Consider the following 13,146-nt stretch of genomic DNA (forward strand, 5'->3'; position numbering starts at 1 on the left):
GAGCGTAGCGAAGGCGCAGGCTACGAAGTAGCCGTTGCTGCGTAGCAGCCGACCGAGCGTAGCGAAGGCGCAGGCTACGAAGTAGCCGTTGCTGCGTAGCAGCCGAACAACGCGGCAGTCGGCACAAAGGACCTCAGGGCGAATGCCCTGCGTAGCCGCGCAGCGGCCGAATGAGGGCCGTGCCAGCGCCGAAAGATCGCGAACACTCTGTTATCGCAACACCATCGGTCGAAACTCTCGCCCCGCTTGGAATTGCCGGATCTTTCGGCGCGACCTCATGAAGTATCCGGGCTAGCTGGCCCATCGGCAATCGACCCGTTATCCTCGCCGCTTCTTCACGGCAGGAGCGGTACACGGTGGTCGGTGCGGTCAGTCATAGGAAAGGCGGCAAGCAGCCGCTGTATATTTCGCCGATGCGTGTCCTCTATGTGGTCGGCTTGGTGGCCATCGCCATGTTTCTGGTCGCCAACATGGCCAATCATCTGATCGGTCGCGCCCTGTTGGTGGCCTTCGGCGACACCGAGTCGGTGTACCGCGGCGCCTGGGTCACCTGGAATGGCGATGTCACTGCGAACGACGTGGTCGTTTACCCGTATGAGGATTGGGGCGATGGAGAAAGTCCCAGCATTCGGTTTGAGTCGGTGCGAGTGCAGACGCCCGGACTGCATTGGGTGCTGTTCAAGAGCTTTACCAGCCTGAAACTCGGAAAGTTCGATCGCCGAAAGGATCGAAGCACCCCGCATCTGGACCAGCTGCATATACGTCTGAGCGGCATTCACTCCGAGGACGGCTTCGACCCCTCATTGGGTGACCTGGGTCCGTTCGGCGCCATCAGCGCCTCGCCTTACGAGGCTGAGGGCTGTCGCCGCGATGAGCTGTGGACGCGCGACGAGTTGCTGGCGATGGGGCTGAATCTCGGTCCCTCGGAGCTGAGTTTCAACTATCAGGTGCAGGGCAATCGACTGACCACCACGGTCAGTCTGGGTACGCCCGGTGCCGGCAAGGTCAGCATGAAACGCGAAGAAAAGCTCAGCAGCGGGCCGCGCAATGCGCTGATGATTGATGAAACCGTCGGTTTGATCGAAAGCGAGGAATGGCAAGTCGAGGACCAAGGCTTTGTAAAGGCCCGCAATGCCCATTGCGCGACGCAGGAATCGATTGACCAAGAGCAGTTCGTGACACGCCATACCGACACCGTGGAGCGTCTGCTGGCCGGCATCGGAATTGCGGTTGATCCGACCACCCGTGAACGCTATGCCACATTTGCCCGTAACGGCGGCGAACTTAGCCTGAAGGTCAACTACAACCCTGCGGTCAGCAATGCCTACGAGGAAATTGAAGATTTTTCTGCCCGTTTGCTGAAGTCGGCCCAGCTGCGCTTTGGCGATCGCCAGCACTTGCTGCCCGTGGGCCTGCAGCAATTCGACGAACAACCCTTGGTGGCGTGGGAAAATGGCGACATGACGCCGTGGCAGGCACTGGAAGCCGAACGCCAGGCCGAGCAACAGAGCAAGGCCGATCTCGATCGTCCGCTGGGCAGCCTGGCACAGGCGGCACAGCATGCCGCTCAACTGGCAGTCGCAGGAACAGAGTCCACCGTGCCGGAGGACGCTGCCGAGACGACAGCGATTGAGGCGCCGCCCACGCATTCGATCCCACTCAGTCGCGCCAGTCTTGATCGCAGCAAGGTCGTCACCGTCGGCAGTGGCAGCCAGCGCCAAGCGCTGGCCTGGGGCGATCTCAAGCAGCACGTCGGTGCACCGATCCGCATCTGGACCCGCCTGGGCGGTGCGCGCACGGTGGAACTGCGCGCTGTGGAAGGCGACCGTCTGCGGGTGTCGGCGCGCGTGGGAGGCGGCACCGGCGAGTTCTCGGTACTCAAGGCCTCACTGATTCGCGCTGAGTCGCTGGGTCGGGGCTGACGCAGGAAAGGTCTGAACAAGTCGACTCCCGGATCAGGTCCGGCACAGGGCCGGACTCGATTCGACCGCATTTGCGCCAACGTCGAGCTTCGCTTGCTCAGCGATTCCTCAGCGCCTGAGACCAGCGACCCAGGCTGACCCGGTCACGCTGTTCGTAGTCAGGTTCGGTGCGCACCGACTCAAACCCCCGCGCCGCCAGTAGGGCACGCACGGCTGCGCCTTGATCCCAACCGTGCTCGAACAACAGCCAGCCGCCGCCGCGCAAGCAGCGCGGCGCAGCCTGGACCAACTGGCGAATATCGTCCAGCCCATCGATGCCCGACGCCAGAGCCGAGGCTGGCTCGAAACGTAGATCGCCCTGCTGCAGATGCGGATCAGCAGCGGCGATATAGGGCGGGTTGCTGACCAACATGTCCACACTGTCCGCCTGCAAGGCCGACAACCAGTCGCCCGTCAGCCAGCAGACCCGACGCAGGCCGTGCGTCTCGGCATTGCGCCGCGCCACGCGCAAGGCCGCTGCTGACTTGTCGATACCGAGCAAGCGACAGGCCGGACGCTCCTTGGCCAGGGCCAAGGCGATCGCCCCGCTACCGCTGCCAAGATCGGCCACTTGCCAATCGGCGTCTGGCGGAATCAATTGCAGGGCCACCTCGACCAGACGTTCGGTGTCCACCCGCGGAATCAATGTGTTGGGATCGACCTCAAGGTCGAGACTCCAGAACCCGCGCCGGCCTAGCACATAGGCCAGCGGCTCGCCGGTCGCCCGGCGCTGCAGCAACTGCTCAAGCCGCTCACACTGCATCGCGCTCAAGCGCCGCTCAGGAAAGGCATGCAGCACCGCCGGGGTGATGCCAAGGCCACGATCGAACAGCTCGCTGAGACTGGCCGGATCTTCGTCAGGCAAGCGGGCCTTGGCCTTTTGCCAGGCGCCGGCGATGGTGACTGTTTCGGAATCGGGCATCATGTGCGCATGATAAGCGAGCCGTTCTTTCCCGATCAGCCAAGCGAAGTCGGCCCCCTGATTGAGCGCAGTTTTCGCCTCTGGCGGCGCGCATGGTCGAGTTGCTTCCTGCCCTTGCTGCTGCCAGCAATGCTGGCGCTACTGCCAGGTCTTCTGTTCAGTGCGACCAGGATCGCGCCCACTGCTGGTTTTCAGGTGGATAGCGAGGTCATGGCACGACCCAGCTACTGGCTGCTTTGGGCGCTGATATTCGTGGTCTCGGTCGGCGGCCAGCTCTTGGCCGTGCTGCGTTTGCAGCAACGCGCGACAGCTCAGCCGCAGTCAATCAGGCAAAACCTGGAGCAGGTGCTACGTCGACTCCCCGCCGCCACCGGCGCTTACCTGATCTATTTCCTGTTCCTGGCTGTCTGCCTGGCACCGTGGATTGCACATCTTGTTTGGTTGATCGGGCAACCCTTTTCGGCTGACGCCTTGGGCCTGTTCCTGCTCAGCACGGTGCTGCTTTGGATCATCCCCACCTGGTTCAGCCTAGCGGGCGTGTTCTTTCTATTTGCCGCCGGCCTTGAAGGCTGCGCTGCGCTTGCGAGTCTGCGCCGAAGTCTGGCCCTGATTCGCCGGCACTGGTGGCATACCAGCGCCGTTATCGGCGTGGTTCTCCTCGCGTACACCGGCATCTTGCTGGTTGCCTTGCCACTGATCATGTCGCTTGCGATGGGCGTGAGTTACTTCAGACACGGGCCGGAGGCACTATTGAATCTGCAATGGCTAACCGGCTTTGAGCTGATGTTCGCGCCGATCCACGCCATCTCACTGAGTCTGATCCTGGCCACCGGCCTGGTTTGCTATCACGATCTGATCGCCCGCGAACATCGCTAGCAGACGTTCTGACGGCCACTAGCCCGCGGCAGTTTCCCGATCGAGCACATTGACCACTTCGTCGTATTGCTGCTGTGCCAGTTCCATCGAATCGGCAATCGAGACCAGACCAAGCTTGCCAAACTCCGACAGGGCACCGATCAGATTGAACACCACGCCGCGCTGGCGAGTGTTGTCGAAATGCAGTCGGTGCTGCACCAGGACGTCGATCAGATCCTCCGGCCCGAGTCGGCGGTAGCTGGCCTCTTGCAGATTGTCACTCGCCACATAACAACGGGTTTGCCCCAGCGGCGTGACGAACTCGCCGGCTTCCGGCTGGTAGCTGCCTGCGGTGAGAAACTGCAGCATCTGAAAAGGCAAGGTGGTGCCGCCTTTGCGCAGGTTGGTCTCGATGGCAAATAGCTGCTGATCGTTGCCATTCTGTCGATGCAGAAAGTCGATTGAGAAGCGGCCCAAAACGCCTTGATCCCGCAGGACGGCGGCCACTTTCAAGGCCGACGCATGCAACTCGGCACGATAGCGGCGATCGGCGGGGAAACGGCTGCCCAGAAACACCTGGCCGCTGCGGCCACCGAGCACCTGATCGTGGGTGGAAATCAGCTCGATCTCCCGCAGTGGATTGATCCTGACCTGCACCGAAGGCGAATGAATACGATCGCCCTCCAACCAGACTTCCACAATGCCACCCAGCTGATCGAACTTGTCCAGGAACTCGTCGGCCTGCATATCCGCGGCTTCCGGCTCCAGCGCTTCGCGCAGCGACTCGAGTGCCCCGTCGCCAGCCGTCGCAGGCAGGCGATCTAGCTCTATGCGGGCATTGCCATCGCCGGAAAATCCCTCCTCCAGTTTGACCACGGCGCGGCGCAGATCTGGATTGCGCTGTCTCAATGCCAGCAGTGCCTGCAGCACATCCTGGCGGTCGCGCAAGCGCTCTTCGCCATCAGGCAAGGCCACGCCGGCACGACGAAAGCTCTCGCGACTGCCACTCTTGCTGCCCCAGTAGGCCAATCGTGGATCACAGGCGTACATCGGGATACCAAGCAGGCAGGCCAGCCGCGCCTCGAGCTCGGTGGCATTGAACACCGACAGATGCGCATTGGTGCGGTCGTCAATGGCCTGACGAATGCGCGCCAGCAAGCGCGGACGACGGAGAATCTTCTCGCTCAATGACATCGATGAAGCATCGTGCGCGTTCAACATCACCAGGCGCTTGCGCGCATGCGCGCCGGGCACGCCAGGCAACAGGCCAAGGTAATAGTCAACGATTGCCGGGTCGATCGGTGAGCTGGTGACAAACACCAACTTGGTGTTGGGAAAGCGCAGCAGCATCAGCATGCTCAGCATGCGCTCCTCATAGAAGCGCGCACCTGACACTTTCGCCAGCACTTCAGGATCCAAGCTGAGGCCCGGCACCACCACCACGCAGCGCGGCGCGGCGGGGTCGGCGAACACATGACGAAACAGTGGCGGCAGCTGAGTCTGCAGCCGCTCGAATTCGGCCCAGCGAAATTCACCCAGGGTCTCCGCAGCAGCACTGGGCTGGGTTGGCAACATGCACACCTCGCTGCGTTTGAGCTCACTCATGCCTGCCACACTGTAGCAACTCAGGGCGGCCAAGCCGAACGCTCAGGCAGGCCGCTGAGACCACCATCCCCGGATCAAGCCCGAGGCAGGCTCTGCAGGTCTTCAGCGCAACCGTTCGCCGGCGCGCGATAGCAGGGCTGCTGAAGTGGGTCTCAGCAGTCCGCTAGCCTCGTTGCCACTGACGCGGCACACTCGGCCCATGGACATCGATACCCCACCCTGGCTGGTGCATCGCCGCGGTACACGCCGCAATGTGCTGCTGCTCTGCGACCATGCAGGCAATCAGATTCCAGCCGAATTGCAGCAGCTCGGCCTGGATGACGATCAAAGGCGTCGTCACATCGCCTGGGACCCGGGCGCCCTGGCGGTGGCGCAGGCACTGTCGTACGTGCTTGATGCCGAGTTGCTCGGCTGGCGCGTGTCAAGGCTGGTCGCCGACCCCAACCGCGCGCCGGATCATGCCGACCTCATTCTGGCCCGATCAGACGACAGCTTCGTGCCTGGCAACGAGTCGCTGACCGAGGCCGAGCGGTTGCGACGGCTGCGTGACTACCATCAGCCCTACCACACGGCGATCGAAAGCGCCGTTGTCGCCCGACTGGCCTCGGGCGAGACCCCTCTGCTGGTGGCCATCCACAGTTTCGAACCGGTGCTGGTCGGTGTCGCCCGCCCTTGGAGGATCGGTGTGTTATGGAAGCTTTCCCGCGAGCCGGTAGCTGGGGTGATCAATGCCTTGATCGAAGACGGCGGCCCGGTGGGCGACAATCAACCCTACGATGGCCGTGTTGCTTTGGGCTATACGCTGGAGCGCCATGCCATCAGCCGCGGTCTGCCGCACATCCTGCTGGAGATTCGCAACGACCTGATCCCCGATCAGCATGCCGCAGAGGCCTGGGCCGCAAGGATTGCCAGCGCACTGCAGCGGGGTGAAATGTTGCGCTGAATGTGATGCGACCAGCATCACCTCACTTCGACGTGCTCAGACCCCGTCGAAGGGTGCGAAGATCGCCCACGACTCAGGCTGCGTCGAGGCGGTCGCCGAAGCACGAACCTGGCACCACGCGGGCACCGTAGTCCTGGATCAGGGACTGCACCCTCGCGCTCGCTGAGCGTGTCGAAGCGAGCCTCGACAGCGCCCCACGCAGGCCGACGACGGAGCTTTCTGCGTAGGCGCCGGTGGACACGTTGCACCACCTTAACCTATTGCTTCGCCAAGGAGCCCTTCGACTGGCTCAGGGACCGCCCTTCGACTGGCTCAGGGACCGCCCTTCGACTGGCTCAGGGAGCGCCCTTCAAGGGGCTCAATCTGCGGCATCCGGCGCCTGGATCACCTGGCGCAGGAATGGCAGGGTGATTCGGCGCTGCTGCACCAGACTGGCGTGGTTGAGTTGATCGAGCAGTTTGCATAATCCGTGCATATCACGTCCGACCCGACGAAACACATAGTCCAGGGCGGCCTCATCCAACACCAGCCCCAACGCTGCGGCTCGCTTGGCAAGCCAATGCCGCCGCTGCTCTTCGCTCAAGGGCGGGATATTGAAGCGCGTGCACTGCCCAAGGCGGGAGACCAGATCAGGCAGGGCACGATGCCAGTCGTGCGGGTCGCCACGCCCGGCGTAGAGCAGGCCACCGCCGGCATCGCGCTGGCGGTTGTGCAAGGCAAACAGCGCCAGTTGCAGCGCCGGACTGTGTTCGGCCACCTGCAGGTCGTCGATCAGCAGCCCATCACATACTGGCTGCGCGGCCAGCACGCTTTCTGCATGCTGGCCCAACTGCGCCAGGGGCAAGTAGGCCAGATTGAGCTCGGTGTTCGCCGCCGCTGCCCCCAAGGCCAGCAACAAGTGGGTCTTGCCGCAGCCCGCGGGCGCGCTCAGCAACAGGCTGAAGCTGGCGGTTCGCAGTTCCGCCAACCAGCCACGCAGCGCCGCAACCAAGGGCGAGCCCAGGGGCATGAACTGCTCCAAGCCCGGCGATTCCGGGCGGGCCAGATTCAAGGGCAGCTGCAATGCGTTCACGGCTTGCCCTTGCGTCGCTTGCCCTTGGTGGGTGTTGCGCGCTTAGACGCGTCGGCCGCGGCCGGCGCGGCGCTGGGCGGCTGTGCGCCGCCTTGCGCCGGTTTGCCATCATCCACGGCCAATGGCGGCGCCGGGGCCGCCTCGATGGCCCCCGCAGCGGCCGAACCGCCGGTCTGCGAGTCAGGCCTGTCGTCCGGCGCGGCGGGATCCCCCGCGTCGGGCACGCCATGCCGCCGCGCCAGCGAGGTGTGACTGTAGAGGGAACTGGTGGTGTAGCGCTGATGGGCGTAGCGCAGCAGCACCATCGCCACGGCCGCCACCGGCAAGGCCAGCAACACGCCGAAGAAGCCGAACAGCTGACCGCCGGCCATGATGGCAAAGATCACCGCCACCGGATGCAGGCCGATCTTGTCACCGACCAGCCAGGGTGTGAGCAGGAAGCTCTCGATGGTCTGGCCAGCGCCGAACACGGCCAGCACCAGCACCACATGCAGAATGTCGCCGTGCTGCACCATCGCGGCGACCAGCCCGACACCCACCCCGACAATGGCGCCAAGATAGGGAATGAAACTGACCAGGCCGGCCAGCATACCGATCAACAGGCTGAATTCGATGCCCACCAGCCATAGACCTAGCGAATAGATGGTGCCCAGAGCGAACATCACGCTGAGCTGGCCGCGCAGGAAGGCGCCCAGCACCACATCGGCTTCGCCGGTGAGGCGCACCACCGTCGGTTCCACCGAACGCGGCAGCAGTTCGCGCACACGCTGAACCAGCACATCCCAGTCGCGCAGCAGGTAGAAGATCAGCACGGGCAACAGCAGCAGATTGGCGGTCCAGGCAATCACCGCCAGACCGGACTTCGACAATCCGCCCAGGACCGCGGCCGCCACGCCGCCGGCCTGTTGCCAGTGCTGCTTCAGCGCCCCCACCACACTGGCGCCCTCAATACGATCCAGCTGCACACCCAGCAGGCCCTCGATGCGCGGCAGGATTGCCTCCTGCACGTAGCTGAGGTATTCCGGCGCGCGGCTGATCAGGCCACTGATCTGGCGCTCCAGAATCGGCACCAGGATCAACAGCACTAGGACCCAGAACAGGGTAATCAACAGGAACACCAGGGATACCGCCCAGGTGCGCGACATCTTGCGCGCCTCCAGTCGGTCGACCAGAGGATCACCCAGGTAGGCAAACAGGGCGGCGATGGCAAACGGCGTAAGCACCGGTGCCAGCAAATACAACAAGCCACCGACCAGCACGGTCAGGGCCAGCATCTGCCACTTATGAGTGTCGGTGATCATGCTCGTCCATTCCTCTGATTGCGACCGCCGCCCGCCTGCCAGGCGCGCCAGGACCAATGCCAGACATAGTCGGCGCCGCTCAGCAAGGCCGCCGCTGCCACCGTCCAGACGGCATAGTCCAGCCAGGGTGACAAAGGCCAGTTCCAACCCAGTGCGAACACCGTCACCAGCACGAATGAAGATTGCACCAGGGTGCTGGACTTGCCCAGCCAGCGCGGCTCAGCGGCAAAGGGTCCGATCAAGAAACGATATGCCAGTGCACCGGTCACGATCACCACATCGCGCGCCAACACAAAGACCAACAGCCACAGCGGCACCTGCTCGGCCAGGGTCAAGCCGATGAAGCACAACCCCATCAGCAGTTTGTCAGCCAAGGGGTCGAGCATACCGCCGAGCTCGCTTTGCCAGCGAAATCGGCGGGCCAGATAGCCATCGAGCAGATCGCTGAAAACCGCTGCCAGCAGCCAGCCCGCGGCCTGACCGAACTCGCCCTGCCACAGCCAATAGAAAATCATCGGCGCCAGCAACAGGCGCAGGAAGGTCAGGGCATTGGGCAGGTGACGCCAGAGCACCGGGCTGTCAGGGTTGCAGCACGAACTGCGGCCGCGATTCGCTGCTGCCTTCGGCCGGCCGCAGCACGTTGCCGGTCAACAGCAGGCGACTCAATCCCTGAACGCCGGTGCTGAGCTCAAGTTCGACCCGCAGCCGGTCTCCCTCGGCGCCCTGCGCCGCCATCGAGCGCACCACCGACAGCCGGCCCAGGTAGGCCAGCACGCGGCTAAAATCCTCGGCGCTGCGCAGTCCACTGATTTCGACCAGATAGCGGCCGGCGGGGCCTGTGGCGATCTCACTGGTCGCGGCAGCGGCCATCAGGTCGGCAGCCAGATCGGCCCCGACGGCCAGCACGCTGTTGGCATCCGGCGCGCTGGCGCTGGTTTCGCCGAGCAAGCGCTCACCCTGGTATAGCTTCCAGTCGCAGGTCCAGCCACTGGGACTGCGATACAGCTTGCCAATCAGCGACACCGAGGACTGATAGCGCTCGCTGGCCCGACGCGCCGCCGCCGTATCACCCGCCCACAGCGCACTGACCGGCACATCGCGCTGCTCGGCCAGATCCAGCAAAGGGAAACTCAGCTTCAACCCGCGCACCCGGGCACGCTGGCTCAGGGCTTGCACCACCGAGGCCTGGGCGCTGCCGAGCAGCCGGGCGCCGCGCCCATCGTCGATCGCCAGCCACACCACCGGCAAGGGCCGCGGGGTGGGCCAGACCTGGCGCCCGGACAAGGCAACCAATGCGTCCACCGCCCGCGGGTCGAAGCGCGCCACCAGACTCAGCTGCTGCCCGCCACCGGGCTGTGGATCCTGGCGATAGCGGTAGTGCTGCAGATGCAAGGATGCTTGCGCCAGATCGGACTGAATGCCCGGGTCGCTGACCACGGTGGGATCGCCGGTGATGCGCAGCAGTGAAGCGGCGAGCGCCCGCGGCAAGGCGGCATTGCGGGTCGCCTCGGACTGATCGTTGACCAGCACTTCGCCTTCGTACAGATCGATTTCCTGCGCCAGCGTCGGCCCGCCCGACCAAAGGCAAAGCCAGAGCACGGCGGCGACAGCACGGACGACACGAATCATTGCGAAATCCTTGAGCAACAGGCGTAAGGCGGCCAATGATACGGGCAAGCTCACGCTGGCACCGAATTCTGATCAAGCCGCGCTCGATCGATTCATGAGTGAAGCCAGCCCATCGGTTAGAATTCGCGCCCTGAACCCGCCGTCGCCGAGCCCGCTGTGAGCACACCCCCATCTCTGACCTATCGCGACGCCGGCGTCGATATCGATGCCGGCAATACCGTTGTCGAGCGGATCAAGCCGCTGGTCAAGCGCAGCTTTCGTCCTGAAGTGATGGGCGGGCTGGGCGGATTCGGTGCGCTGTTCGACCTCAGTGGCAAGTACCGCGAACCGGTGTTGGTGTCTGGCACTGACGGCGTCGGCACCAAGCTCAAGCTGGCCCAGCAATTGGGGCGCCACGACACCATTGGCATCGATCTGGTGGCCATGTGCGTCAACGATGTGCTGGTGCAAGGCGCCGAGCCGCTGTTCTTCCTCGACTACTTCGCCACCGGCAAGCTTGATGTCGAGACCACGGTCGCCGTGGTCGGCGGCATTGCCCGCGGCTGCGAACTGTCCGGCTGCGCTCTCATCGGCGGCGAAACCGCAGAAATGCCCGATATGTACCCGCCCGGCGAGTACGACCTGGCCGGCTTCTGCGTCGCCGCGGTGGAGAAGTCGCAGATCATTGACGGCTCGAAGGTTGAGGCCGGCGACGTGATTCTCGCCCTGCCCTCGTCCGGCCCGCATAGCAATGGCTATTCGCTGATCCGCCGGATTCTCGATCGCGCCGGCCGGCCGCTGGATCTCGATATCGGTGGCGTCAGCCTGGCTGACGCCCTGATGGCGCCGACGCAGCTCTATGTTAAACCGGTACTGGAGCTGCTGAAACGGCACTTCATCCCTGGCCTCGCCCACATCACCGGCGGCGGCCTGAGCGAGAACATCATCCGTGTGGTGCCCGACGGGCTGGGCCTGGATATTGAGGCCAGCACCCTGACCCTGCCGCCGGTGTTCGAGTGGCTGCAACGCGAAGGCGGCGTGGTGGACCAGGAGATGTGGCGCACCTTCAACTGCGGCATCGGCTTCACCTTGCTGGTGCGGCCTGAACAGGTGGCCGCGGTCAGTCAGAGCTGCGCCGAGCTGGGCCTGCCAGCCCGTGCCATCGGCCAGGTGGTGAAAACCAACCGGGCCGAGCGCACCCATATCGGTTAGCCCCCCGCTCGCCGTGGAAGCCCGTGCCCAGCGGGCCGAAGCGGGAGCCGGGGTTGAGCGTCGGGAACCCAAGCACCGTGAATGCATCTGCCGCCTCCAGCCGTCGCCCGTCCGCTACCCGCCCCTACCGCGTCGCCGTCCTCGCCTCCGGACGCGGCAGCAATTTCTCCGCCTTGCTGCGCGCACAACAGAACGCTTCACTGCCGATCGAACTGGTCGCTGTGCTGTCGGACAAGCCATCAGCAGCGGTAGTTGAACGCGCCCGCGAGGCCGGTATTTCGACCTGGGCCGAATCTGCGAAGGGCTACGCCAGCCGTGCGGACTTCGATCACGCCCTGTTCAGCCAACTCAGCGCGATTCAGCCCGACCTCATCGTCTGTGCCGGATATATGCGCATCATCGGTGCCGAAGTGCTGACACCGTGGACTGGACGCATGATCAATATCCACCCATCGCTGCTGCCCAAATACCCTGGCCTGCACACCCACCGCCGTGCGCTGGAAGCCGGCGACAGCGAGCATGGCGCCAGCGTGCATTTCGTCACCGCTGAACTGGACGGCGGCCCGGTGATCGCGCAGGTCCGCGTACCGGTGCTGGCCGACGACAGCGAGGCCACCCTGGCCGCGCGCGTACTGGATCGTGAACACCCCTTGCTGCTGGCCACGGTGGCCGCAATGGCCCGCGGCGAGATCGGACTGGCGAAACATGCGGTCGAGTTCAAGGGCCAGGTGCTGCAGCGGCCACTGCAGCTCAGCCAATCAAATCAATGGACACGCTGACTCGCTGGCTGGGCCTTGTACTGGTTGCTCTCGCCGTACCCTCTGCGCTGCGAGCCGAGGACACAATGCCTGACCGACTACAACCGTTTCGCGCCGACTATCTGGTGCGGGTCGATGGCAAGGACGCCGGCGAAAGCCGGATCGAACTGCAGCAACTCGCGGCCACCCGCTATCAGCACCGCGTCTATGCGCTCGGCACCCGCGGCCTGGCCAAGTTGGCCGGCTTTCGCACCGATCAATCAGCCGAACTCGAATTGCTCGCCGCTGGGCCACGTCTGACGCGGGCCGAGATGAGCGCGAAATCGCTGCTGCGTGACCGCGATCTGTCGGTGCGTTTTGACTGGCTTAGCCGGCAAATCCACTGGCAGGGCGATATCGACGACAGCAAGCCGAGGATCGCCCCGCTGCAAGGCACCCCTGCCACCGGCTCGTCTCTTAACCTGCAGTTGGGCCTAGCCGCTCAACAACAGCCGGCCGGCGCAAGACTGGAGTTCGTCCTGCACGACCGTGGCGAAGCCAAGCCACTGGACTACACCATCGGCGAAGCTGAAACGATTGAGGTCCCCGCCGGCCGCTTCCGCGCCATTCCGATACGCGGCGAACGCCACGACAAACAACGCATCACCACCGCCTGGTACGCTGCCGGCCTCCCCCCTACACCGGTGCGCGTGCTGCAAACCGAAAGGGGCAAAGAAAAATTCGAACTCAGGCTGCAGCAGGTCTTGCCGTAGTGGTACAGCGAGGCCCCGGACTTGCTCCGCTCAGGCCTAACCCGGATATTTCATGAGGGGGCGCGGATGATCACCGAGGACTTTGCGTCGAGTGCAAGGCGCGACGAGCCCAAGTGGTGGGCCCACTTGGGCGAGATCGGGACGCAGTCCCGCGTAG

At 64.2% G+C, this 13,146-nt stretch carries 12 protein-coding genes; 6 read left to right on the top strand and 6 right to left on the bottom strand.

Features of this window, described 5'->3' with window-relative positions; translation table 11 throughout:
• Window positions 1-356 precede the first annotated feature (356 nt).
• Window positions 357-1,922 (top strand): hypothetical protein, encoded by a 1,566-nt coding sequence (locus tag IFO71_RS20425; RefSeq protein WP_192031540.1) that lies wholly within the window; start codon window positions 357-359, stop codon window positions 1,920-1,922.
• 97 nt (window positions 1,923-2,019) lie between these two features.
• Here IFO71_RS20425 and prmC read toward each other — a convergent pair whose 3' ends face one another.
• Window positions 2,020-2,883, bottom strand: a complete 864-nt coding sequence (gene prmC / locus IFO71_RS20430; protein WP_192031541.1) for a peptide chain release factor N(5)-glutamine methyltransferase — start codon at window positions 2,881-2,883, stop codon at window positions 2,020-2,022.
• A 9-nt stretch (window positions 2,884-2,892) separates the two neighbouring features.
• Between prmC and IFO71_RS20435 the strand changes: the two genes are divergently transcribed.
• Window positions 2,893-3,759, top strand: a complete 867-nt coding sequence (locus IFO71_RS20435) for a hypothetical protein (protein ID WP_192031542.1) — start codon at window positions 2,893-2,895, stop codon at window positions 3,757-3,759.
• Between the two features lie 18 nt (window positions 3,760-3,777).
• On the opposite strand, the gene IFO71_RS20440 is transcribed toward IFO71_RS20435, so the two are convergent.
• Window positions 3,778-5,343: a peptide ligase PGM1-related protein gene (locus tag IFO71_RS20440; protein ID WP_225444825.1), complete on the bottom strand. Its 1,566-nt coding sequence runs from the start codon at window positions 5,341-5,343 to the stop codon at window positions 3,778-3,780.
• 199 nt (window positions 5,344-5,542) lie between these two features.
• On the opposite strand from IFO71_RS20440, the gene IFO71_RS20445 reads away from it, so the two are divergent.
• Complete coding sequence (locus IFO71_RS20445; protein ID WP_192031543.1) at window positions 5,543-6,286, top strand: N-formylglutamate amidohydrolase; 744 nt, start codon at window positions 5,543-5,545, stop codon at window positions 6,284-6,286.
• Window positions 6,287-6,644: 358 nt separating this feature from the next.
• On the opposite strand, the gene IFO71_RS20450 is transcribed toward IFO71_RS20445, so the two are convergent.
• The 4 genes from IFO71_RS20450 to IFO71_RS20465 are packed head-to-tail and all read right to left on the bottom strand — an operon-like array spanning window position 6,645 to window position 10,288.
• Window positions 6,645-7,358 carry an HdaA/DnaA family protein gene (locus IFO71_RS20450; protein ID WP_192031544.1) on the bottom strand — a complete coding sequence of 238 codons (714 nt, stop codon included), beginning with the start codon at window positions 7,356-7,358 and terminating at the stop codon, window positions 6,645-6,647.
• Window positions 7,355-8,659: an AI-2E family transporter gene (locus IFO71_RS20455; RefSeq protein WP_192031545.1), complete on the bottom strand. Its 1,305-nt coding sequence runs from the start codon at window positions 8,657-8,659 to the stop codon at window positions 7,355-7,357. The genes IFO71_RS20450 and IFO71_RS20455 overlap by 4 nt, the downstream gene beginning before the upstream one ends.
• Entirely contained in the window at window positions 8,656-9,231 is a 576-nt protein-coding gene (locus tag IFO71_RS20460; RefSeq protein WP_192031546.1) for a CDP-alcohol phosphatidyltransferase family protein, read from the bottom strand. Before IFO71_RS20460 ends, IFO71_RS20455 begins: the two co-directional genes overlap by 4 nt.
• Before the next feature lie 7 nt (window positions 9,232-9,238).
• Window positions 9,239-10,288 carry a DUF2066 domain-containing protein gene (locus tag IFO71_RS20465; RefSeq protein WP_192031547.1) on the bottom strand — a complete coding sequence of 350 codons (1,050 nt, stop codon included), beginning with the start codon at window positions 10,286-10,288 and terminating at the stop codon, window positions 9,239-9,241.
• 156 nt (window positions 10,289-10,444) lie between these two features.
• Between IFO71_RS20465 and purM the strand changes: the two genes are divergently transcribed.
• The 3 genes from purM (at window position 10,445) to IFO71_RS20480 (ending at window position 12,989) form a co-directional block, all read left to right on the top strand.
• On the top strand, window positions 10,445-11,479 hold the full coding sequence (gene purM / locus IFO71_RS20470; protein ID WP_332309425.1) for a phosphoribosylformylglycinamidine cyclo-ligase: 1,035 nt from the start codon (window positions 10,445-10,447) through the stop codon (window positions 11,477-11,479).
• 77 nt (window positions 11,480-11,556) lie between these two features.
• Window positions 11,557-12,258: a phosphoribosylglycinamide formyltransferase gene (gene purN, locus IFO71_RS20475; protein ID WP_192031548.1), complete on the top strand. Its 702-nt coding sequence runs from the start codon at window positions 11,557-11,559 to the stop codon at window positions 12,256-12,258.
• Between the two features lie 65 nt (window positions 12,259-12,323).
• Window positions 12,324-12,989: a DUF3108 domain-containing protein gene (locus IFO71_RS20480; protein ID WP_484573329.1), complete on the top strand. Its 666-nt coding sequence runs from the start codon at window positions 12,324-12,326 to the stop codon at window positions 12,987-12,989.
• Window positions 12,990-13,146 lie beyond the last annotated feature (157 nt).

It is taken from the genome of Pseudomarimonas arenosa, from assembly GCF_014841215.1.
GTDB classification, from domain to species: domain Bacteria; phylum Pseudomonadota; class Gammaproteobacteria; order Xanthomonadales; family Xanthomonadaceae; genus Pseudomarimonas; species Pseudomarimonas arenosa.

Excerpts from the sequence above, each read along its gene's own strand:
- IFO71_RS20435 (WP_192031542.1), top strand. The coding sequence starts at position 2,893 with ATGATAAGCGAGCCGTTCTTTCCCGATCAGCCAAGCGAAGTCGGCCCC.
- IFO71_RS20455 (WP_192031545.1), bottom strand. The coding sequence starts at position 8,659 with ATGATCACCGACACTCATAAGTGGCAGATGCTGGCCCTGACCGTGCTG.
- IFO71_RS20465 (WP_192031547.1), bottom strand. The coding sequence starts at position 10,288 with ATGATTCGTGTCGTCCGTGCTGTCGCCGCCGTGCTCTGGCTTTGCCTT.
- prmC (WP_192031541.1), bottom strand. The coding sequence starts at position 2,883 with ATGCCCGATTCCGAAACAGTCACCATCGCCGGCGCCTGGCAAAAGGCC.
- IFO71_RS20445 (WP_192031543.1), top strand. The coding sequence starts at position 5,543 with ATGGACATCGATACCCCACCCTGGCTGGTGCATCGCCGCGGTACACGC.
- IFO71_RS20440 (WP_225444825.1), bottom strand. The coding sequence starts at position 5,343 with ATGAGTGAGCTCAAACGCAGCGAGGTGTGCATGTTGCCAACCCAGCCC.
- IFO71_RS20480 (WP_484573329.1), top strand. The coding sequence starts at position 12,324 with ATGCCTGACCGACTACAACCGTTTCGCGCCGACTATCTGGTGCGGGTC.